This window comes from Rhizobium sp. HT1-10 (assembly GCF_049472505.1).
Taxonomy (GTDB): domain Bacteria; phylum Pseudomonadota; class Alphaproteobacteria; order Rhizobiales; family Rhizobiaceae; genus Rhizobium.
On sequence record NZ_JBCEBQ010000004.1, the window covers coordinates 130,212 to 152,273 of the forward strand.

At 62.1% G+C, this 22,062-nt stretch carries 21 protein-coding genes; 2 read left to right on the plus strand and 19 right to left on the minus strand.

The genetic code is table 11. The features are described 5' to 3' along the window. Positions 1-152 precede the first annotated feature (152 nt). Together VH564_RS12230 and VH564_RS12235 are read right to left on the minus strand one after the other, a co-directional pair. On the minus strand, positions 153-1,541 hold the full coding sequence (locus VH564_RS12230) for a M20/M25/M40 family metallo-hydrolase (RefSeq protein WP_423340112.1): 1,389 nt from the start codon (positions 1,539-1,541) through the stop codon (positions 153-155). A 125-nt stretch (positions 1,542-1,666) separates the two neighbouring features. Continuing rightward, positions 1,667-2,098 (minus strand): MarR family winged helix-turn-helix transcriptional regulator, encoded by a 432-nt coding sequence (locus tag VH564_RS12235; protein WP_423340521.1) that lies wholly within the window; start codon positions 2,096-2,098, stop codon positions 1,667-1,669. Positions 2,099-2,493: 395 nt separating this feature from the next. Between VH564_RS12235 and polA the strand changes: the two genes are divergently transcribed. Next, a complete protein-coding gene (gene polA, locus VH564_RS12240) occupies positions 2,494-5,487 on the plus strand; it encodes a DNA polymerase I (RefSeq protein WP_423340522.1) in 2,994 nt (997 codons plus the stop codon). 89 nt (positions 5,488-5,576) lie between these two features. Here polA and phnN read toward each other — a convergent pair whose 3' ends face one another. The 14 genes from phnN to phnG all read right to left on the minus strand — a co-directional run bounded on the left by phnN (position 5,577) and on the right by phnG (position 17,825). Further along, on the minus strand, positions 5,577-6,176 hold the full coding sequence (phnN, locus tag VH564_RS12245) for a phosphonate metabolism protein/1,5-bisphosphokinase (PRPP-forming) PhnN (RefSeq protein WP_423340113.1): 600 nt from the start codon (positions 6,174-6,176) through the stop codon (positions 5,577-5,579). Further along, on the minus strand, positions 6,176-7,315 hold the full coding sequence (locus tag VH564_RS12250; RefSeq protein ID WP_423340114.1) for an alpha-D-ribose 1-methylphosphonate 5-triphosphate diphosphatase: 1,140 nt from the start codon (positions 7,313-7,315) through the stop codon (positions 6,176-6,178). Before VH564_RS12250 ends, phnN begins: the two co-directional genes overlap by 1 nt. A gap of 13 nt (positions 7,316-7,328) precedes the next feature. Continuing rightward, the gene (locus VH564_RS12255; RefSeq protein ID WP_423340115.1) at positions 7,329-8,024 is read right to left on the minus strand and encodes a DUF1045 domain-containing protein; all 696 of its coding nucleotides are present in this window, start codon (positions 8,022-8,024) and stop codon (positions 7,329-7,331) included. Between the two features lie 122 nt (positions 8,025-8,146). Next, positions 8,147-9,490, minus strand: a complete 1,344-nt coding sequence (gene phnE / locus VH564_RS12260) for a phosphonate ABC transporter, permease protein PhnE (RefSeq protein WP_423340116.1) — start codon at positions 9,488-9,490, stop codon at positions 8,147-8,149. Positions 9,491-9,497: 7 nt separating this feature from the next. Next, on the minus strand, positions 9,498-10,466 hold the full coding sequence (gene phnE / locus VH564_RS12265; RefSeq protein WP_423340117.1) for a phosphonate ABC transporter, permease protein PhnE: 969 nt from the start codon (positions 10,464-10,466) through the stop codon (positions 9,498-9,500). A gap of 83 nt (positions 10,467-10,549) precedes the next feature. Further along, a complete protein-coding gene (gene phnD, locus VH564_RS12270) occupies positions 10,550-11,458 on the minus strand; it encodes a phosphonate ABC transporter substrate-binding protein (RefSeq protein WP_423340118.1) in 909 nt (302 codons plus the stop codon). Between the two features lie 88 nt (positions 11,459-11,546). Next, a complete protein-coding gene (gene phnC / locus VH564_RS12275; RefSeq protein ID WP_423340119.1) occupies positions 11,547-12,401 on the minus strand; it encodes a phosphonate ABC transporter ATP-binding protein in 855 nt (284 codons plus the stop codon). A gap of 154 nt (positions 12,402-12,555) precedes the next feature. Then, complete coding sequence (locus VH564_RS12280) at positions 12,556-13,173, minus strand: DapH/DapD/GlmU-related protein (RefSeq protein WP_423340120.1); 618 nt, start codon at positions 13,171-13,173, stop codon at positions 12,556-12,558. 75 nt (positions 13,174-13,248) lie between these two features. Continuing rightward, positions 13,249-13,968 (minus strand): phosphonate C-P lyase system protein PhnL, encoded by a 720-nt coding sequence (gene phnL, locus VH564_RS12285; protein ID WP_423340121.1) that lies wholly within the window; start codon positions 13,966-13,968, stop codon positions 13,249-13,251. Positions 13,969-13,979: 11 nt separating this feature from the next. Next, a complete protein-coding gene (gene phnK, locus VH564_RS12290) occupies positions 13,980-14,756 on the minus strand; it encodes a phosphonate C-P lyase system protein PhnK (RefSeq protein WP_423340122.1) in 777 nt (258 codons plus the stop codon). Continuing rightward, the gene (locus VH564_RS12295; RefSeq protein WP_423340123.1) at positions 14,753-15,634 is read right to left on the minus strand and encodes an alpha-D-ribose 1-methylphosphonate 5-phosphate C-P-lyase PhnJ; all 882 of its coding nucleotides are present in this window, start codon (positions 15,632-15,634) and stop codon (positions 14,753-14,755) included. Before VH564_RS12295 ends, phnK begins: the two co-directional genes overlap by 4 nt. Then, positions 15,631-16,740 carry a carbon-phosphorus lyase complex subunit PhnI gene (locus tag VH564_RS12300; RefSeq protein WP_423340124.1) on the minus strand — a complete coding sequence of 370 codons (1,110 nt, stop codon included), beginning with the start codon at positions 16,738-16,740 and terminating at the stop codon, positions 15,631-15,633. Before VH564_RS12300 ends, VH564_RS12295 begins: the two co-directional genes overlap by 4 nt. Positions 16,741-16,743: 3 nt before the next feature. Then, positions 16,744-17,349 (minus strand): phosphonate C-P lyase system protein PhnH, encoded by a 606-nt coding sequence (phnH, locus tag VH564_RS12305; RefSeq protein ID WP_423340125.1) that lies wholly within the window; start codon positions 17,347-17,349, stop codon positions 16,744-16,746. Further along, positions 17,346-17,825, minus strand: a complete 480-nt coding sequence (phnG, locus tag VH564_RS12310) for a phosphonate C-P lyase system protein PhnG (RefSeq protein WP_423340126.1) — start codon at positions 17,823-17,825, stop codon at positions 17,346-17,348. Before phnG ends, phnH begins: the two co-directional genes overlap by 4 nt. A 94-nt stretch (positions 17,826-17,919) precedes the next feature. On the opposite strand from phnG, the gene phnF reads away from it, so the two are divergent. Next, positions 17,920-18,660, plus strand: coding sequence for a phosphonate metabolism transcriptional regulator PhnF (gene phnF, locus VH564_RS12315; protein WP_423340127.1), 741 nt, complete (start codon positions 17,920-17,922; stop codon positions 18,658-18,660). Between the two features lie 60 nt (positions 18,661-18,720). Here phnF and VH564_RS12320 read toward each other — a convergent pair whose 3' ends face one another. The 3 genes from VH564_RS12320 to VH564_RS12330 are packed head-to-tail and all read right to left on the minus strand — an operon-like array spanning position 18,721 to position 22,018. After that, a complete protein-coding gene (locus tag VH564_RS12320) occupies positions 18,721-19,356 on the minus strand; it encodes a 2,3-bisphosphoglycerate-dependent phosphoglycerate mutase (RefSeq protein ID WP_423340128.1) in 636 nt (211 codons plus the stop codon). Between the two features lie 23 nt (positions 19,357-19,379). Beyond that, positions 19,380-20,204: a 4-hydroxy-tetrahydrodipicolinate reductase gene (gene dapB / locus VH564_RS12325; RefSeq protein WP_423340129.1), complete on the minus strand. Its 825-nt coding sequence runs from the start codon at positions 20,202-20,204 to the stop codon at positions 19,380-19,382. Beyond that, the gene (locus tag VH564_RS12330) at positions 20,201-22,018 is read right to left on the minus strand and encodes an ABC transporter ATP-binding protein (RefSeq protein WP_423340130.1); all 1,818 of its coding nucleotides are present in this window, start codon (positions 22,016-22,018) and stop codon (positions 20,201-20,203) included. Before VH564_RS12330 ends, dapB begins: the two co-directional genes overlap by 4 nt. Positions 22,019-22,062: the final 44 nt, after the last annotated feature.

A 22,062-nucleotide genomic window follows, 5' to 3' on the forward strand; every position in this document is an offset into this window, starting at 1 on the left:
GCTTCATTAATCGTTTAATCAACCGATAATTCAGTTAATCCTGCTTGTCGAATCGAAAGTGAACAGTCTGCTGAATGTGCATGGGTCAATGTTGCAATGCAACCCGCTCAGCTGTCCGGCGGGTCGCGCTTGGCGTGAGGGCGGAGCTTACCTTAAGCAGCCAACGCTTTCAGAATCCGAACCCAGGAGCGGATACCCTTGTGGTAGGAAGCCAGCTCGTATTTTTCGTTCGGCGAATGGATACGGTCGTCATTGAGGCCGAAGCCGACCAGTAGCGATTCCATGCCGAGCATTTTCTGGAAGTCGCCGACGATCGGGATCGAGCCACCCATACCGATGACGACGGCGGGCTTCGGCCATTCGTCTGACAGCGCGGCCTTGGCCTTGTTGAGAAGCGCAGATTCGTAGGAGAGCTGGATTCCCGGCGAGCCGCCATGGCCGTGGAATTCGACGGAGCAATCGGCAGGGACCTTCGAGTTCACGTAGGCCCGGAAGGCGTCGCGGATCGCAGCCGGATTTTGATCGCCGACCAGCCGGAAGGAAATCTTGGCCGATGCCTTGGAGGCAATGACGGTCTTGAAGCCGTCGCCGGTATAACCGCCGGTGATGCCGTTGACTTCGGCCGTAGGCCGCGCCCAGGTCAGCTCGAGAGCCGAACGGCCCCTTTCGCCCGATGGGATGGAAAGGCCGATTTCGCCAAGCAGTTTTTCGGCGGAAGCGTCGAGCTTTTCCCAGCTCGCCTTGATGTCGGCGGGCGTTTCGCTGACGCCATCGTAGAAGCCGGGCAGCGTTACGGAGCCGGTGGCATCATGCAGACCGGCAACGATGTCCGCAAGGATATGAATCGGATTGGCCGCAAGGCCGCCGAACATGCCGGAGTGAAGGTCACGGTCGGCAGCAGTGACCACGATCTCTTCGCCGACCAGACCACGCAGACCGGCAGCGATGGCAGGCGTCTCGGCATCCCACATGCCGGTGTCGCACACGAGCGCATAGTCCGCCTTCAACTCGGCCGCATTGGCCTCGAGGAAAGGCTTCAGCGATGGCGAGCCCGATTCTTCCTCGCCCTCGAACAGGATGGTGATGCGGCAGGGGAGCGTGCCTTCGATGTCTTTGTAGGCCCGGCATGCCTCCACAAAGGTCATCAGCTGGCCCTTGTCGTCGGAGGTGCCGCGTCCGGTGATGACCTTGCGGCCATTGCCGATATCCTTGATGGCAGGCGCGAAAGGATCATTCTCCCAAAGCTCGATCGGGTCCACGGGCTGAACGTCGTAATGGCCGTAGAACAGCAGATGCGGCGCATCGGCGGTGGCCCCGGCATGGTGGGCGACGACCATCGGGTGCCCGGGTGTATCGCGGACGGAAGCCTCGAAGCCGATCGAGATCAAGTACGTCGTCAACCACTCCGCCGCCTTGCGGCATTCCGGCTTGTAGGCAGGATCGGTCGAGATCGACTTGATCCGCAGCAGTTCGAACAGCTTGTCGAGGCTAACAGGCAGGTTTTCATCGGCGCGATCGAGAATGGGGGAGAGGTCAGTCATGGTGTGTCCTTCTTGCGTATGCGTGGGACGATAGACCAAAGCCGAAAGCCTTTCGAGCAGCAATCGCCCACAGACAGTGATTTCGCACGTCCTCCCGTGCCCTACGAACAGGAATTTGACTGCTCTCAAAGTCGCTTGGCGTTTTCCAGGATGCGGCGGATATATTCCAGCAGCAGTTCCCGTTCGAACACCCTGAATCCTTTGAAGAGCTGCTGGTCGGCGGCGATGGCGGCCTCTACGGCCCCGGCCTGCATGGCTGTGCCTCTTTCTGTGAGATGAACAAGCTGTGCCCGCTTATCGGAGGGATGAGGCCCGCGTGTTACCAGCCCATCCCTTTCCATGCGGGCCAAAGTGTTGGCCATGGTGGCTTGTTCGATATCGACGCGCTCCAGCAATTGCTTCTGCGTCAAGCCATCCTCGGCCCACAATTCGACCAGGATCGGAAACTGGCCTGGAGAGAAACCAAGCCCCGCCGCTCGCTGCTGCAACGAGCGACTAAAACCCTTGGCCAGCTGACTGGCAAGGTAGGTTGCGGAGTCCGTTCGACTGAATCCCATGACTTGTGCATAAGCCCGATTTGGCACGGGAACAACGGCTAAAATGGTTGCTAACCAGGCCAAAGCGACATTGGAGGCGAGCGTTGAATTGAAAAAGCCGCCATGGCCTGGAGGGGAACCATGGCGGCTAAAAGTAGGGACAAAGGCCCGGAGAGCGGGGGGAAGGCCTTTGTCCAAGTCTGATGGGGCAGGGGACATGCCGTCGATCAGACCCGCGACGCTTTTAAACGCCGGTGACAGGGATATTTGATTTCAAATGCGGCTTTTCAAGGAAAGCTGCCATCTCCGGCGGTTACAAATTGGTAACGTTTTAGCCGCGTCTGCGGTCGCGCGGCGTTCGGAAACCGATGAAGTTGGTATGGACGTCTGTGGTGTCGCAGGGTATCCATTTCGCCATGAAAAATGGTGATCATCTCTTCCTGGTCGACGGCTCGGGCTTCATTTTCCGCGCCTTTCACGCAATTCCGCCGCTTAATCGCAAATCGGACGGATTGCCTGTCAATGCCGTGTCCGGGTTCTGCAATATGCTATGGAAGTTGCTGCGCGACGCGCGCAACACCGATGTCGGCGTCACGCCCAGCCATTTTGCTGTTATCTTCGACTATTCCTCGAAGACATTCCGCAACGACCTCTATCACCTCTACAAGGCTAACCGTTCCGCCCCTCCGGAAGACCTGGTTCCGCAGTTCGGCCTGATCCGCGAGGCGACCCGCGCCTTCAACCTGCCTTGTATCGAGACAGAGGGTTTCGAGGCCGACGACATTATCGCCACCTATGCACGGCTCGCTGAGGCCACCGGTGCCGACGTCACCATCATCTCGTCCGACAAGGACCTGATGCAGCTGGTGACGCCGAACGTCCATATGTACGACGCCATGAAGGACAAGCAGATCGGCATCCCCGACGTCATCGAGAAATGGGGTGTTGCGCCTGAAAAGATGATCGACCTGCAGGCGCTGACGGGCGATTCCACCGACAACGTGCCGGGCATTCCTGGCATCGGCCCGAAGACGGCAGCCCAGCTGCTGGAGGAGTTCGGCGATCTCGAGACGCTGCTGGCGCGGGCCGGCGAGATCAAGCAGCAGAAGCGCCGCGAAAACATTGTCGCCAATGCCGATCTTGCCCGGCTGTCGCGTCAGCTCGTCGAGTTGCGCACCGACGTTCCGCTTGATGTCCCGCTTGAACAGCTGACGCTGGAGCCGCAGGACGGACCGAAGCTGATTGCCTTCCTGAAAGCCATGGAATTCACCACGCTGACCCGCCGCGTTGCCGATGCGACCGGCGCCGACGCCTCGGCCATCTCCGCGGCCAAAATTCCAGTGGAAGTCGTCGCCGAGGCCCACGGGCCTGATATGGATACGCTCGCCTCGGTCACGGAAGGCGAGCGATCCGAGGAAGACATCACTCCGTCTCCGACCGATCCGCTGCCGGTCGAAGGGCCGCATCTTGGCGCAACGGCCGCCGATCTTGCCAAAAGTCGTGCGGAACGTTTTGCGACCGCCAAGTTCGACGCGTCGACCTATGCGACCATCCGGGACGTCGCGACGCTTTCCACCTGGATTGCTGCCGCCCGTGACACCGGGCTTGTCGCCTTCGACACCGAGACCACGTCGATCGACGTGATGCAGGCCGATCTGGTCGGCTTCTCGCTTGCCTATGCCGATCCGTCGGACCCGACGGGGCTGACCATCCATGCCGGCTATGTGCCTCTCGCCCATAAGACCGGTAGCGAGGATTTGTTCAGCGATGGCGTCAAGCTTGCGCCGGACCAGATCCCCATGGACGATGCTCTCGCTTTGCTAAAGGGGCTGCTGGAGGACCCGTCCGTCCTCAAGGTGGCGCAAAACCTGAAATATGATTACCTGCTGATGAAGCGCTACGGCATCATCACGCGAGGTTTCGACGATACCATGCTGATGTCCTATGTGCTCGATGCCGGCGCCACGACGCATGGCATGGACACTCTGTCCGAGCGCTGGCTCGGGCACACACCGATCGCCTTCAAGGATGTCGCCGGCAGCGGCAAGTCGTTGGTCACCTTCGACCGCGTCGCCATCGATAAGGCAACCGCCTATGCCGCCGAAGACGCAGACGTGACACTGCGTCTGTGGATGGTGCTGAAGCCGCGCCTGGCCGCGCAGAAGCTGACATCGGTCTATGAGCGCCTGGAGCGGCCGCTGGTGCCGGTCCTGGCCCATATGGAGGAGCGCGGCATCACCGTCGACCGCCAGATCCTCTCCCGCCTTTCCGGCGAGCTCGCCCAGAAGGCCGCCGCCTTCGAGGACGAGATCTACGAACTCGCGGGTGAGCGCTTCAACATCGGTTCGCCGAAGCAGCTGGGGGACATCCTGTTCGGCAAGATGGGCCTTGCCGGTGGCGGCAAGACCAAGACGGGCCAATGGTCGACCTCTGCAAGCGTGCTGGAGGACCTCGCTGCCGAAGGACTGCCGCTGCCGCGCAAGATCGTCGACTGGCGCCAGCTGACCAAGCTCAAGTCCACCTACACGGACGCGCTGCCGGGCTATATCCATCCGCTGACGAAGCGTGTCCACACCTCCTATTCGCTGGCCTCGACCACCACCGGCCGGTTGTCGTCATCCGAGCCGAACCTGCAGAATATTCCGGTGCGCACTGCCGAGGGTCGAAAGATCCGCACCGCCTTCATCTCGACACCCGGCAACAAGCTGCTGTCCGCCGACTACAGCCAGATCGAACTGCGCGTGCTTGCCCATGTCGCCAATATCCCGCAACTGACCCAGGCCTTCTCCGAGGGCGTCGACATCCATGCGATGACGGCATCCGAGATGTTCGGCGTACCGGTTGAGGGTATGCCCTCCGATGTGCGGCGTCGTGCAAAGGCCATCAACTTCGGCATCATCTACGGCATTTCCGCCTTCGGCCTTGCCAACCAGCTATCGATCGAGCGCTCCGAGGCGGGCGAATATATCAAGCGCTACTTCGAGCGCTTCCCCGGCATCAAGGATTATATGGAGGCGACGAAGGCTTACGCCCGCGACAAGGGCTATGTCGAAACCATCTTCGGCCGTCGCATACACTACCCCGAGATCCGTTCCTCCAATCCGTCGATGCGTGCCTTCAACGAGCGCGCTGCCATCAACGCCCCGATCCAGGGCTCGGCTGCAGACGTCATTCGCCGGGCAATGATCCAGATAGAGCCGGCCCTGGCAAAGGCCGGCCTCGGGGAACGCGTCCGCATGTTACTGCAGGTGCATGACGAACTGATCTTCGAGGTCGAGGATGGCGACGTCGAGCGGACCCAGCCGGTCATCGTCTCGGTCATGGAAAATGCCGCGATGCCGGCCGTCGAGATGAGCGTTCCGCTCAAGGTCGACGCGCGGGCTGCCGACAACTGGGACGAGGCGCACTGACGGCTGGCAAGACGACGGAATCGCCTGCCAGCTTTTAGAAGATCCAGCTTGCTGAACCTGTCTCCAAGCTCGCGGCCTGCCCTTGCCCGTCAATTGCGCAAGATAGTCTCGAGCGTGTCGATCATCTGGTGCGCCGCCTCATCCACCGTACCGCTGTTGTCGATGGTGACGACGTCGTCGTCGCCGTCAACGATCAGCGAGCCGCGCTCCAGCCGCTTCAGGATGTCGGCGCGCGTCTCCCGGCCCCGCGCCTCAAGACGCTCGGCGAGCACCTCGGGACGCGCCGTCACGTTGATGACCGTCAACCGCGGAAAGGCCGCCCGGAAGCGGTCGAGCACCGAACGCGAGCCGTTGGCGATGACGATGTTCCCCTGCGAGAGCTCCTGCAGGACGGCGGCGGGAATCCCGTATTTGAGGCCATGCGCGGTCCATGAGACGGCAAAGCTGCCAGCCCTGTCCATCGCCTCGAAGCCGCCTTCCGACACGCTGATGTGGTCCTCACCGCCGGCATCCGCGCCGCGGGTGATGACGCGCCGGGCGAAGTGCACATCCGTGCGTCCCTCGAAATACTGCGCGGCCCTGCCTATCAGCGTATCCTTGCCGGCGCCGCTCGGACCGACAACCACAACCATCCTGCCGCTCTGCTGCGGGGCAGAGGTCGCTTCGCGATGGGCCTCAAGATCCTCCATCAGGCGACCCGTCGCCCCTGCCGCCAGACGGCGCGTGTCACCGGAACGCCGGTATCGCGGCGAACGCGCACCAGGTCGGCCCTGAGGCCGGTGGCAATGCGGCCGCGGTCGTCGAGGCTGACGGTGCGCGCCGGCGTTGCGGTAACCATGGCAATCGCTTTAGGCAGTGAGATGCTTTCGATCTCGTCGGAAAGAATGAACGGCGCGTGCAGCAGGCTCAGCGGCACGTAATCAGACGACAGCACATCGAGAACGCCCATCTCGGCCAGGTCGCGGGCCGCGATGTTGCCGGAATGGGACATGCCGCGGACGATGTTCGGAGCCCCCATCAGCACGCTCATGCCGGCAGCATGGGATGCTTTGGCGGCCTCGACGCTGGTTGGAAATTCAGCCAACCGAACACCATAGGCAATCGCCTCGTCGACATGGTCCAGTGTCGCATCGTCATGGCTGGCAATCGTGATGCCGCGCTCATGGCAGATCTTGGTGATCGCATCGCGGTGCGGCGTCGAATACTTGGCCGACTCCTCCAGGCGCTTGGCGATGAATACGGCAAAGGCGTCATCCGAAAGACCGCGCTTCTTCTGGTAGTAGAAGATGTACTTGTCCATCGTCTGGAACTGCCGCTGGCCCGGCGCATGGTCCATCAACGACACAAGCCGAACGGCATCGTCCCGCTGGAAATCGGCGAAATGCTCAAGAACGTTCTCGGCGGATACTTCACAGCGCAGATGGATCAGGTGGTCGGCGCGCAGCCGATCATCCCGCTGGGCCGCTTCGATGGCATCGGCCATTTCGCGCATTTCGCCATGATCAAAGCCGCCGTCCTCGTCCGAACCCATGCGCAGGCAATCGAAAACGGTGGTGATGCCTGAGGTGGCGACCTGCGCGTCATGGGCCTGAATAGCTGCCGTTTTGTTCCAGCGCACGCCGGGGCGCGGCGAGTAGTGGGATTCCAGGTGGTCGGTGTGCAGCTCGACCAGGCCGGGCAGCAGGTAGTCGCCCTCGAAATCCTCGCCGACCTTAGAAGAGCCTTCGGAGATCTCGGCAATTTTCCCGTCGCGGATGACGACGGAGCCGGAAACGATCTGGTCCTCGAGGATGATGCGGGCGTTTGAAAGAACGGTTTCTTGAGGCATGTCAGGGAGTCTTTCAGCTTTGGGCGTGGCCGAGTGGCAGCCAGGAACGAACGGTAAAGGGCGCGCCGCGCGTCTCTTCGACGAAAACGGCAAGGCCAGAGATGAGAAGCGGGCGGCCGATATGGTCGGCAAAGGTCTGGCGCAGAACGGCGGCGACGGACGCCTGTCGCTCTGCCTCAACCTGCCCCGTCAGTGTCATATGAAAACGGAACTGCTCCATGACATAGGGATATCCCCATCGCAACAAGTTGGCGCGATGCTCCGCATCGAGCTGTTCGGGCTTGCGGCGGGCGATGTCCGCTTCTGACAATGCCGCCCTGAAGGGTTCGAAGGAGCGGACGACATCGGCGGAGAATGCCTGCAGCTGAGGATAGAGATCGCCCGGCACCAGCGCGAAGAAGCGGCCGAGCTGGCCGAGCACAAGTTCCGGCAGCGAGAAAGCCGGCGTCCTGGCGGCAAATTCTGTTGCGACATCCATCAGGTCACGCTCGTTGACCGAAGAGGCGAGCTCGAACGGTGCCTTCAGGGTCGCATGAAATCCGTAGCGCCGCGGCTCCTCGGTGATATGACGGAGATCTTCTGCAGCGAGATCACCGATCGAGCGCAGCTCCGAGCTCCCGCCGCTGAAGGCATCTCGGCCAAGCCAGCGGCTGGCCAGGATGGTGAGGGGATCGTCGTGCGGTGGCGTGAAATAAAGGGCGTAGCGCAAGTGGCCATCCTCGGATGCGTGCGGGAGAGCACAGTGCCGTGATTTCTCGAGCGGCTGCAAGATGGCCCTGCGCTAAAAGATTTCCATGACAGAATGATGATCAAACCCGGCCCGGGCGACCTTTATTGCACGTTGCGCGTTCCCATCAGCCGTGTCCGCAGGGCATTGGACGCAGCGTCGAACAGCATCACGACGGCAAGCGTCAGCAGCACCATGTAGGCGACGTTTTCCCAGTTCTTGTTGGTCCGCATCGCCTCCCAGAGCTTGAGGCCGATACCGCCGGCCCCGACCGCGCCGATGATCGTTGCGCCTCGGACGTTCGATTCCCACTGGTAAAGCGTCTGGCTGACGATGATGGGGACGATCTGCGGCATCACGCCGTAGCGTTGCACCAGCATTTCCGACGCGCCGGTCGACTGGATGCCCTCGCGCGGCTTATCGTCGATGTTTTCCAGCGCCTCGGCGTAGATTTTGCCGAGCGTGCCTGTCTCGGTGAAGAAGATTGCAGCACTGCCGGCCAGCGGTCCGGGACCGAAGGCGCGGGTGAAGAACAGCGCCCAGATCAGCATATCCATCGACCGCAGGAAGTCGAAGAAGCGCTTGACGATCTGGTTGACGATACGGCTCGAGGTGATGTTGCGCGCCGCCAGAAAGGCCAGCGGAAAGGAAACGATGGCACCGAGCAGGGTGCCCAGAAACGCCATGACGATCGTCTGCAGCAGCTTGGTCAGCACGTCCCCGTGCTGCCACTGGCCGTTGGTCCAGAAGTCGTTGAAGGCGAGCGCCCAGTTGGACTGGCCCTTGACCAACGGCGGCCCGCTGACGAGCAGGGTCGCGACCTCGCCCGGCGACTTCTCAAAGAATTTCGAGTTGGTGTCGAAGATGAAGTTTGGCCAGCCGAGAAAGCGCTTGCGGACCTTCACCCGGTCGTTGTCGATGCTGACATCGCCGTCGAAACCGAGGTCGGCAAGCACGTTGTCGTCATAGACCGTCATCCAGGCGGGCACGGGGCCGACAACCTTCGGCTGGCCGCTCACCAGAGACACGGCGACACGCGCGCCGTTGGCAACGACCGTCACCTCCGTCTTGGTGATCTCGATCAGCTTTCTCGCGCCATCGAGCTCCACCGTCGTGCTGCCATCGGCATGCGCCTTGACCCAGTCCGGATGCGGATCGTCGCCGAGCGGCGAGAAGCGCGGATAGTGCGGCGCCACCTGATCGCCGGTCAGGCGGAATTCAGGCTGGACGTCGTAGCTGACCCACTGGCTGAGAAAGATACCGACGCGGTCCCAATGGGCTTCGCCGAGGATCTTCGGCAGCTGGAAAAACCAGACGGCGTAGAGGGCGTAAAGAAGCAGCCCGATGACAGCCAGAAGGCCACCGAAGCGCTTGTGAAAGGGCGGGTTGAAGGCCTGCGGGAAGCGCTCTTCGATGGATGCCGCATGGCTTGCGTCGGTCAGCGTCATGGGAACCTCAGTGGTGCAGCAGGAAGGCGTGTTCGCCGACGAGGCGCTTGCGCAGCCAGGCGGAGAACTGGTCGACGGCCAGGATGGTGATGAAGAGCAGCAGAATCAAAGCCATCGTCTTCGCACCGAAGCCACGCGAGATCGACAGTTTCAGCTCTTCGCCGATACCGCCGCCGCCGACCGCGCCGATGATGGTCGAGGCACGCACGTTGATCTCCACCCGGAGCAGGGCATAGGACATGAAGTTCGGCAGGACCTGCGGCAGGGCTGCGAAACGGACGCGCTCGGTCCAGCTGGCGCCAACCGAGCGGATGCCCTCGTCGGCTTTCATGTCGGCATTTTCGATCGTCTCGTAGAACAGCTTGCCGAGCGCGCCGATGGAATGAAGACCGACGGCGATGATGGCCGAGACGGGACCGATCGAGATAATGGCTGCAAACAGTCCGGCAATCACGATTTCCGGAAAGGCGCGCAGCACCTCCATGACGCGCTTGACGACGATCCGCACCGGCTTTGCCGGCGTAAGGTTGCGCGACGCCATGAACGACAGCGGCAGGGCAAACACGAAGCCGATGATGGTCGACACCAGCGCGACGTTGATGGTGATGAGCATCAGCTCGAAATATTCGGGAACGTAGAAATCGCCCCAGACGTAGACCCGGCCGCGTGGGAAATTGAATTCCTCGCCGCCCGTGCCGGGGTCGTTCGGGCTCGCGATGTCGAACAGGGCGCGCCAGACGTCGTTCCAGTCCTTCGGCACCAGCCAGCTGACGAAATCGAACAAATGCGGCAGGCGCTCGAAGAAATGGCCGGCATTGCTGTCGTTGGCAAATTGCATCGACGAGACGAGGGCCGCCAGGAGCACAAGCAGTCCGAAGATCGTGTAGACGCGACGACGCGCGACCTGCTTCGCCCAGCTGTCGCCGATCTCCTGCGCCGTGGGCGGCGTCTGCATGTGGGTGTCGGCTATCGTCATGAAGCGCTGCTCGTCGAAAGGGGAATGGTCAGGCCAAATAAAAAGGCGGCCGGTCAGACCGGCCGCCTCTCGATGATATCGGATCAGCCGCCGATGGCTGCTTTGCGGACTTCGACGATCGCGTTGTAGAACTCGGCCTTGACAGGAACGTAGCCCTTGAAGTCGCCGCCTTCGATGGCGTCGAAGCACTTCTTGTCCTTGGTCGGCAGCTGCGTGAAGAAGTCGGCAAGCTTCGTCTGCCAGGCGGCGTCCAGCTTGTTGGAAACGACCAGCGGGCCGTTCGGGATCAGCGGCGAACGCCAGACTTCAACCAGCTTGTTCGGGTCGACGGCGCCCTTGTTGACTTCCTTGCGGAAGGTGCCGGAGGTGTAGCCGTCCTTGAAGTTGCCGATGCCCGACGAGTCGTCGACCGCAACGTCGACCTTGCCGTCATAGGCTGCGAGCAGGTTGTTCTCGTGGCCGCCGTTGAACTGGGTCGAAGCGAAGAACTTGTCGTTCGGAACGCCCGTGGTCTTCGGGATCTGCGTCAGGGGAACGAGGTAGCCCGAGGTGGAGTCCGGGTCGGCGTAGCCCAGCTTCTTGCCCTTGGCGTCCATGATGGTCTTGATGCCGGAAGACTTCAGCGCGAGACCGATCGAATAATAGCCGGTCGAACCGTCGGCCTGCTGCGTCGTCAGGATCGGGGTAACGGCCTTCGGGTCCTTGATGTAGGTTGCGGCATAGCCGGAAGCGCCGAGTTCGGCGAAGTCGAGCGTGCCACCGAGCAGGCCCTGGATAACGCCGTCATAATCGGCAGCCGGGAACAGCGAGACCTTCTCGAAGCCGAAAGTTTCCTTGAGGTGATCGGCAAGGCAGGCGTAGTTGCGCAGGCGGTCGGCTTCGTTCTCGCCGCCGAGAATGCCGACGCGGAATTCCTTGAGATCGGCGGCAGAGGCTGCCTGGCCGACGAGCGAAAGGATCGCCGTGGCTGCAAGAAGTGTCTTCTTCAACATGGGTTCGTCTCCTGATTAACCGGTGTCCCCGGATGTTCGGTCTGAAAGGCTGCGCCCGTGACGTGGGCCTTCGATCCCGGTCTCTCCCTCAGAGACCGGCCAGTGCCAGCGGCGAAGCGTCGGCAGATGCATGAGCCGCGCTCGGCGCGGGCAAATTGGCTGTGTTGATGCTCGTCGACGTCATCGTTTCGTCGATGCCCGCGCCATCCCGATCGGTGCCGTAGATGGCATTGACGGCATCGGCGGTCAGCGCCGAGGGCGGGCCGTCGAAGACGACGCGGCCGGCCGCCATGCCGATGATCCGCTCACAATAGTTGCGGGCCGTATCCAGCGTGTGCAGGTTGGTGATGACGGTAATGCCGTCGCGCTCGTTGATGTCGCGGAGTGCATCCATCACGATCTTGGCATTGAGCGGATCGAGCGAGGCGATCGGCTCGTCGGCAAGCAGCATTTTCGGCTTCTGCATTAGTGCGCGGGCAATGGCGACGCGCTGCTGCTGTCCGCCGGACAGCGTTCCCGCCATCTGCATTGCCGTCTGCTCGATGCCGAGGCGCTCGAGCGCCATGATCGCGTCGATACGCTCCTCGCGGGTGAAGATGTTGAGCAGGCTCAGCGTCGTCGAGCGGTGGTTGAGGCGCCCGAGCATGACGTTGGTCAGCACGTCGAGGCGCGGCACGAGATTGAACTGTTGGAAAATCATGGCGCAGTCGCGCTGCCAGTTGCGCAGCGCCTTGCCGCGAAAGGCAGATACTTCGGCGCCGGCGAAATGGATGGAACCGGACGAGGGGAGCGCAAGATGGTTGATCATGCGCAGCAGTGTCGACTTGCCGGCGCCCGAGCGGCCGATGACGCCGACCATCTGGCCCTGCGGGATGTCCAGCGTCACGGAATCGACAGCGAGCTTGTTTCCGAATTTGCGGGTTACATCCTTTAGCTCGAACATCAGGTCTCTCTTTCGCGGCGACACGTCATGTGTGACGCTTTCAAAAAAAGGCGCCTCCGAGCGCGCCTGTGTGGTGAAATTTCTACTGCCGGTTAATGAACTTGCGATGTCAGATTTGTGTAACTGCTGTCACACTCCGGCCCTGGAGGCCTTCTCAACCACCGTATCGGCTGAGAAAGTCGTCTGCCGAGAGGGCACGAAAATCGGCAAGCGCGGTGCGAAGCCGATCATGGTCCCAGTCCCACCAAGAGAGGGCATCCATGCGCTCTCCGACAGCCTTCGGGAAACGTTCGCGGATGAGCTTTGCCGGCACGCCGCCGACGATTGCATAGGGCGCGACATCCTTGGAAACCACGGCACCCGCGCCGATGACGGCGCCGTTGCCGACGGTAACACCCGGCAAGATGGTTGCCCCATGGCCGATCCAGACGTCGTTGCCGATGACGACGCGGTTCTCGCGGCGCCAGGCGAAGAAATCGCTCTCCATGTCCGCGTCCGGCCAGTAGTCTGTGGCCCGATAGGTGAAGTGGTGCAGCGTCGCGCGCCATGTGGGATGGTTGGTGGCATTGATGCGAACGGCAGCAGCGATATTGACGAACTTGCCGATCGTTGCGCACCAGGCCGCACCGTCCTGCATGATATAGGAATAATCCCCCATCTCGACCTCATCGAGCCGTGTGCGCTCCGACACCTCGGTATAGCGCCCGAGCGCCGAATTGCTGACCCTGGCGCTTGGATCGATGTAAGGCTGCTCGCTGATTTTTCTGCTCATCTCATGGACCTTTCAGGCATCGCTGCGCTTCCACCGCCGAGGCGGCACGCACAAAGTTGAGGCTGGTGTCGAGGATCAGGCGTCGGCCGGCGTCAGCGCCTTTCGCGGCGAGAAGGCGCTAACGTCGAGTATCCGGTCGGCGACAGCTTCCCGCACTTCATCGTCATGAAAGATCCCGAGCAGGGCGACCCCGGCCTTCTTCTTTGCCTCGATCAGTTCGACGACGACAGCGCGGTTGCGGGCATCGAGCGAGGCGGTCGGTTCATCGAGCAGCAGGATGGCGTGGTCGGTGATGAAGCCGCGCGCGATGTTGACGCGCTGCTGCTCGCCACCGGAAAAGGTCGCCGGCGGCAGTTGCCAGAGTTCCTTAGGCAGGTTGAGCCGCGACAGCAGTTCCGCAGCCCGTTCCCGGGCAACGGTGGCGCTCTCGCCGCGCGCCGTCAGCGGTTCGGCGACGACATCGATGGCGGAAACACGCGGGACAGTGCGCAGGAACTGGCTGACATAGCCCATCGTGTGACGACGGACATCGATGACCGTGCGCGGATCAGCCGTCGCCAGATCGACGATGCTATCCTTATGGACGACGAGGATCTGCCCGCCATCGACCGCGTAGTTGCCGTAGGTCATCTTCAAAAGGGAGCTCTTGCCGATACCCGAGGGGCCGCCGAGAACGACACATTCGCCCGATGCCACGGAAAAGGAAACATCGGCGACGACCGGCAGGCGGATGCCATCGCGCAGATGCATGACGAAGCTCTTGAAAACTTCCGAGACGACGAGAGGCGTTGCCATGGCGTTGTTCCTTAGACTTGCAGGATCGATGAGACGAGCAGCTGGGTGTAGGGCTCGTGTGGATCGTCGAGCACCCGGTCGGTCAGGCCATGCTCGATGACATTGCCATCCTTCATCACCATCATCCGGTGCGACAGCAGCCGGGCGACGGCGAGGTCATGGGTGACGACGATGGCCGACAGACCGAGATCCTGAACGAGACCGCGAACGAGATCGAGCAGGCGGGCCTGCACGGAAACATCGAGGCCACCGGTTGGCTCGTCCATGAACACGAGGCGCGGCGAGGTCACCAGGTTGCGGGCAATCTGCAGGCGCTGCCGCATGCCGCCGGAGAAGGCGCGCGGCTGGTCGTCGATACGGTCGGCGTTGATCTCGACGCGGCCGAGCCAGTCGATCGCCGTGGCGCGGATATTGCCGTAGTGACGATCGCCGACAGCCATCAGCCGCTCGCCGACATTGGCGCCGGCAGACACGGTCATGCGTAGGCCGTCGGCCGGGTTCTGGTGCACGAAGCCCCAGTCGGTGCGCATCAGGAAGCGTCGCTCGGCCTCGTTCATGTGGAAGAGCTCGCGATATTGCCCGTCGCGCATATGATATTCGATGCTGCCGGTGGTCGGCATCAGTCGGGTCGACAGGCAGTTGAGCAGCGTCGTCTTGCCGGAGCCGGATTCCCCGACGATGGCGAGTACTTCGCCCGGCCAGAGGTCGAAGGAGACATTGCGGCAGCCGATGCGCTTGCCGTAGAACTTCGAGATGTCCTTGACCCTGAGGAGTGGCGTCTCGGTCATTCTGCAGCCTCCTGGTTGGGTGCCAGCATCTCGCCGACATGGCCATGGGCCCGGCGATCCTCGCAATGGTCGGTATCCGAGCAGACGAACATCCGCCCGCCCTTGTCGTCGAGGATAACCTCGTCGAGATAGACATTCTCGGCGCCGCAGAGCGCGCAGGGTTTGTCGAAGCTCTGGATTTCGAAGGGGTGATCCTCGAAATCGAGGCTGACGACGTCGGTGTAGGGTGGAACGGCATAGATCCGCTTCTCGCGCCCGGCGCCGAAAAGCTGCAGCGCTTCCGACTGATGCATCTTCGGATTGTCGAACTTCGGCGTCGGCGACGGGTCCATGACGTAGCGACCCTGGACTTTGACCGGATAGGCGTAGGTGGTCGCGATCCGGCCGTTGCGGGCGATGTCCTCGTAGAGCTTGACGTGCATCAGGCCGTATTCTTCGAGCGCATGCATCTTGCGCGTTTCGGTCTCGCGCGGCTCCAGGAACCGCAGCGGCTCCGGCTGCGGAACCTGGTAGACCAGCACGTGATTGGGTCCGAGCTTTTCCTCGGGAATGCGATGGCGTGTCTGGATGATCGTCGCCTCGCCCGTATGGGTGGTGACCGCAACATTCGCGACCTTCTGGAAGAAGGCGCGGATCGACACCGCATTGGTGGTGTCGTCGGCACCCTGGTCGATCACCTTCAGCACGTCGTCAGGGCCGATGATCGATGCCGTCACCTGGACGCCGCCGGTACCCCAGCCGTAGGGCATCGGCATTTCGCGCGAAGCGAAAGGAACCTGGTAGCCCGGAATGGCGATCGCCTTGAGGATGGCGCGGCGGATCATCCGCTTGGTCTGTTCGTCGAGATAGGCGAAGTTGTAGGCGGCAAGTTCGGTCATTCGGCGGCCTCCTGCAAGGGTTCATGGCCAGCCTTGCGCGCTGTATCGAAGTCGCTGCGCATCCGGCGCACCAGATCGAGCTCCGCCTGGAAGTCGACATAATGCGGTAGTTTCAGATGTTCGACGAAGCCGGTCGACTGGACGTTGTCGGAATGGGAGATGACGAATTCTTCGTCCTGTGCAGGCGCGGTGATGTCCTCGCCCAGTTCCTCGGCGCGTAGAGCCCGGTCGACCAGCGACATCGCCATGGCCTTGCGCTCGCTCTGGCCGAAAACAAGACCATAGCCGCGTGTAAACTGCGGCGGTGCCTTGGCGGAACCCTTGAACTGGTTGACCATCTGGCATTCGGTGACCTGGATGGTGCCGAGCGAGACGGCGAAGCCAAGCTCGGGAACTTCGATCTCGACTTCGACCTCGCCGATGCGGATCTCGCCGGTGAAGGGATGGTTGCGGCCATAGCCGCGTTGTGTCGAGTAACCGAGCGCCAGCAGAAAACCTTCGTCCCCGCGCGCCAATGCCTGCAGCCGCAGGTCGCGGGTCATCGGGAATTCCATCGGCTCGCGCGTCAGGTCCCCCGTTTCGTGATCTTCCGGCATGTCGCCATCGGCTTCGATCAGTCCTTCCTCCGCGAGAATTTCAGACACGCGCATGACGCGGCCCTCTTCGGCTTCGCGCAGCACGCCCTCCTCGACCGGTTCATCCGTCAGCAACGACGGGTCGAGCAGGCGGTGGGTATAGTCGAAGGTGGGGCCGAGCAGCTGTCCGCCGGGCAGGTCCTTGTAGGTCGCCGAGATGCGCCGCTCGATTTTCATGGCGGCAGTGTCGATCGGCTGAGAATAGCCGAAGCGCGGCAGCGTCGTGCGGTAGGCGCGCAGGATGAAGATCGCCTCGATCATGTCGCCGCGCGACTGGCGGACGGCGAGTGCCGCCAAGGTCCGGTCGTAGAGGGAAGCTTCGGCCATCACCCGGTCGACCGCAAGCGACAGCTGTGCGACGATCTGGTCGATGCCGATAGCCGGCAGCGACCGGTCGCCGCGGCGACGGTCGGCAAGCAGCCGGTGGGCATTGGCGATGGCGGCTTCGCCACCCTTGACAGCAACATACATCGGTCAGAGCTCCGTTGCGGTGATTTTGGTGGTGCGCGGCAGGCATATGAAACGCTTGCCCGAGGTCAGGATGATGTCGGCACCGCGCGGAAAGACGGCGCGATTGTCGTTCCAGATCCGCAGGAAGCTCCCAGGCAGGCCGACCGGCGCAATCGTCGCTGTCCCCTTGATGCCGGGGCCTGTAAGAGCAAGTTCCTCGCCGCCGTCAAGCTCGCCGACTTCCAGCACGACCGTTGCCGAACGGTCCGGATATTCCTGTGTTCCGACGGCGAACTGACTGAGTGAAGACAGCATGCCGCCGCTTTCCAGAAACACGAAACGTGCCTCGATCTTCTCCGCCATCGGCGCGCCTGTATTGAAGGCCAGCCAGTCGGGCAGGGCGGATGCGGCGAGCGCAGGTGACAGCCACAGCGACGTCTCGTGATCGCAGAGCGTAAGCGCGATGGCGCCGGCGGCGATGCCGAGCGGTGCCGGCGGCGCAATATCGGTTCCGACCGTCTGGATCGTCCCCGGTCGCGCCATGCCGTCCATGATGGCCTTGAAGACAGTCTGGCTGTGGAAGACGGGATCGGTGAAGCCGCCGACGAAAGTGTCCGCACTGACGCTCATTTGTCTTCTCCGCGCACCATGGTGAAGAAATCGACGCGGGTGGCGGCCGTTTCCTTTGCTTTCTGCTGATCGGCCGATTCTATTCGCTCGGCGATAGGCGAAAGGATCGCTTGTTCGACAAAATCTTGGGTGGCTGGTTCCTGCCAGAGAGCGTCGAAGATCGCCGCTAGCCGAGCCCGGTCCTTGTCCGTGCCAAGTGCCTGCGCGTGGCCGATGATGCCCGACGCAAGGCGGATAGTTGCGCGCGTGACGGTGACTTCGCCGAGATTGAACATCGCGCCGCCGCCACCAATCCGGCCGCGAACCATCACCAGTCCGGTTTCAGGCCCGCGCACGGAAATGGCAACCGGCCGTTCCGACAGCGTTTCCCAGACGGCGGCAAGTTCCTCTCGCTCGGCTCTTGCCAGCAGGTCCGTGACGCGCTTGCGGGTGCGGATTTCCCGGGCGGCCGCCTCATGTCTTTGCGCCGAATTCATCTTTCGTCTCCAAATGTCTATTGATATAGACAACCATACAAGCTAACGTCAGCTTTAAGGGCGCGGTATGACATGCGTGTGACGGGGAACGAGAATGGCCGTACAGAAACAGGTCCAGCGACAGACGGGCGTCGCCCTATGGCGGCAGATCGCCGATCGCATTCGGGCATCGATCAACAACGGTGATTTTGACGCGGCCGGCATGGTGCCGCCGGAAACGGTGTTGGCACTGCAGTTTGGCGTCAACCGCCATACGGTGAGGAGCGCCTTGGCGGCCCTGGCGCAGGAAGGTGTGGTTCGGGCGGTGCAAGGCCGCGGCACGATGATCGAACGCAGGGAAAAGCTGAACTTTCCGATTTCCAAGCGGACGCGGTTTTCGCAGGGGATAGGAAATCAGGCACGTGAGGCCCGGAGCCGCCTTCTCGGCGTGGCTGAGGAGACGGCAAGTGCCGATGTGGCTGGCCGATTGAAGATTGCGCCGGAGGCCGCTGTTGTTCGCCTCGAAACGATCGGGATAGCGGACCAGAGGCCGATATCGCGCGCCACCAGCTGGTTTCCCGCGGATCGCTTTGCCGGCATGGGCGACGCTTATCGCAAGACCGGCTCGATCACGCGGTCATTCTCGGAGATGGGACTGTCGGACTATATCCGTGCCATAACCGAAATCACCGCAATGCATGCGGAAACTGCTGACATCGCCGAACTCGAACTGTCGCCTGGCGCAATCGTCTTGGTGACGCGCGCCCTCAACACGGATCTTGATGGGATCCCAGTCCAGTATTCCACAACCCGCTTTGCGGCAGATCGCGTCCAGTTCACTGTCGAAAATGAATAGGGATCAAGGGGGCGGGAATGGGAGGCCGGGCGCTCGACGCGCCGGCCCCCTGCTGACTGCTCAGTGCGCGGCAGACATATCGCCGAGGACTTCCTTCGAAGCCACGGTCGAGTCCGCCTTCAGCTTGTAGACCATCGGAACGCCGGTCGCGAGGTTGAGTTCAAGGATCTGCTCCTTGCTCAGGCGATCGAGCACCATGACCAGCGAGCGCAGCGAGTTGCCATGGGCCGCGACCAACACATTCTGCCCGGCCAGCACGCGTGGCAGGATCTCGGTCAGGTAGTAAGGCCAGACGCGAGCGCCGGTGTCGCGCAGGCTTTCGCCGCCGGGTGGCGGAATGTCGTAGGAGCGGCGCCAGATATGAACCTGCTCTTCGCCCCACTTGGCGCGTGCATCGTCCTTGTTGAGCCCGGAGAGATCGCCATAGTCGCGCTCGTTCAAGGCCTGGTCGCGGATCGTTTCCAGGTTCGGCTGGCCGACCTTGTCAAGAATGAGCTTCAACGTGTGCTGGGCGCGGGTGAGAGCCGAGGTGAAGGCGACGTCGAAGACGATACCGTGCTGGGCAAGCGCCTGGCCGCCGGTCGTCGCTTCCTGAACGCCGAGTTCGGTGAGGTCAGGGTCTTTCCAGCCGGTGAAAAGGTTCTTCAGGTTCCAGTCGCTCTGACCATGGCGAACGAGGACGAGGGTACCGCTCATGTAAATATTCCTCCGTAACAGTCTCAGTGTGAAGTTAGCCCAAGCACGTCGAGCATGGAATAGTAGCCGGGTTTCCTGTCACGCGCCCAGAGCGCCGCCTGGACGGCGCCGCGCGCAAAGATGGAGCGGTCGCCGGCGGAATGCGAGAGGGTGATATTTTCGCCTTCACCGGCAATGATCACCGAATGGTCGCCCACGACAGAACCGCCGCGCAGCGTCGCAAAGCCGATGCTGCCACTTGCCCTTGCACCGGTATGGCCGTCGCGTACCCGGACCGAATGGTCCGAAAGGTCGATGCCGCGCCCCTTGGCAGCGGCGGCGCCAAGCAGCAGCGCCGTGCCGGACGGTGCGTCGACCTTGTGCTTGTGGTGCATTTCGAGCACCTCGATATCCCAGTCATTGGCCGGCAAGGCCCTTGCAGCCTGCTCGACAAGCACGCTCAACAGGTTGACGCCGAGGCTCATATTGCCGGATTTGACGATACGCGCGTGGCGGGAGGCGGCTTCGAACCTGGCCTCGTCCTCAGACGAGCAGCCGGTAGTGCCGATGACGTGCACGATCCGTGCTTGGGCCGCGAGGCCTGCGAAAACGACGGATGTCTCCGGCTTGGTGAAATCGATGACACCGTCCGCATGCAGGAATGCAGTCAGCGGATCGTCGCTGAGAGCGATCCCGATCGGACCGAGCCCCGCAATCTCGCCGGCGTCCTTGCCGAGAAAAGGCGAGCCTTCGCGACCGACGGCCGCGTGCAGCGTTGCGCCCTCGGTGGCATGAATGATGCGGATCAGCGCCTGGCCCATCCGGCCGGACGCGCCCACCACGACGAGCTTCATCGCCTTTTCGTTCATCGGATAGACTTGCCTTGGGTTTTTCGCGTCCGCGTTTTGAGAACCGGCGCCTGGAGATTGTTGAGGCGAGCGTAGAGCCCCTCCGGCGATTTGGCTAGCGTCTCGTGGTTGCCTTCCTCGACGACGCGGCCCTGCTGCATGACGACGATCTTCTCGGCGCGCACGACGGTGGACAGCCGATGGGCGATGACGACAACCGTTCGGCCGCTCATGGCTTCATCGAGAGCCTTCTGGACGGCCGCCTCGGATTCAGTGTCGAGCGCCGAAGTTGCCTCGTCGAGCAACAGGATCGGGGCATTGCGGACCAATGCGCGGGCGATCGAGACGCGTTGCCGCTGGCCGCCCGACAGGGTCACGCCGTTTTCGCCGACCGGCGTGTCATAACCCTCCGGCTGCGCCATGATGAAATCGTGGGCATAGGCAAGACGCGCCGCCTCCTCGACTTCGAGGTCCGTCGCTTCCGGACGGCCGTAGCGGATGTTGTCGCGGATGGTGCCTTCGAAGAGGTAAGGCTGTTGCGAGACATAGGCGAGGTGTTGGCGCAACGACTGCTTGGTGATGTGGCTGATATCCTGGCCGTCGATCAGGATCTGTCCGGCAGCCGGATCGTAGAATCGCGGAATAAGGTTGATGACCGTGGACTTTCCCGCACCGGATGGACCGACCAAGGCAGTGGTCTTGCCGCCTTCGGCGACGAAGCTCACCTTGTCGAGCACCGCTTCGCCGCTGGCATAGGCGAAGGTCACATCGCGAAACTCGATGCGCGCCTGCGTAACGACAAGTTCCTTGGCGTCAGGCAGATCGCGCTGGCGGGTCTCCATGTCGAGAAGCTCGTAGATCATGCTGGCGTTGACGACAGCCCGTTCCATCTGCACCTGCAGCTTGGCAAGGCGACGGGCCGGGTCGTAGGCCATGAGCAGCGAGATCACGAAGGAGAAGAAGGCGCCCGGCGGCACGTTGAAATAGATCGCGCGGTAGGCGGCATAGGCAAAGATGCTTCCGACGGCGATACCGGCAAATGTTTCGGTCAGCGGTCCGTTGCGCTCCGACAACCGGGCAATGCGGTTTTGCCGATGCTCGGCCGTGGTGATCAGCTTCTGGATCTTGCGTTCCAGCTGCCCTTCCATGGTGAAGGCCTTGACGATGGCGATCCCTTGGATCGTCTCCTGCATCGCGCCGAGAACGTGGCTGTTGAGATTGACGGCCTCGCGCGTTGCCGAGCGCAGCCGCTTGGACACATAGCGCAGCGCGTAGAGCAGCGGCGGTGCCATGATGAAGACGGCAAGGCTGAGGATCGGATCCTGGTAGACCATGTTGCCGAGCAGCGCCAGGAACATCAAGAGGTCGCGCGCCGTCGAGGTGATCGTCAGGTTCATGACATCGCGGATGCCCGAGACGTTCTGGCTGACCTGGGCGGCGATCTTCGCAGAACGCGCTTCATTGAAGAAGCCGACCGAGAGGGTCATCAGATGGGCATAGATGCGGCGTTGGTAGCCCGCGATGATGTTGTTGCCGATCTTGCTGAGGATGACCGACTGGAAATAGCCGGCGAAACCACGGATCAGGAAAGCTGCGAAGATACCGACACAGATCAGCCAGACGACATCGCCGTTCCGATTGACGAATGCCTGGTCAATGATGGTCCGCATGATAAATGCGATGAAGCCGGTCGAGGCCGCCACCAGGATCAGGCAGGCAATCGCAATCGCGTAGCCCCTGATGTGCTCTCGGCCGTTCTCTGCGATGACCCGCTTAAGAACGCCGGTGACGGTCTCCGCATTGACGATAATCTTTTTGGTCTCGGGCGATTTCAAAAATCGACTTCCTGTCTGAACCGAGCGAGCGGCGGGTACACGGG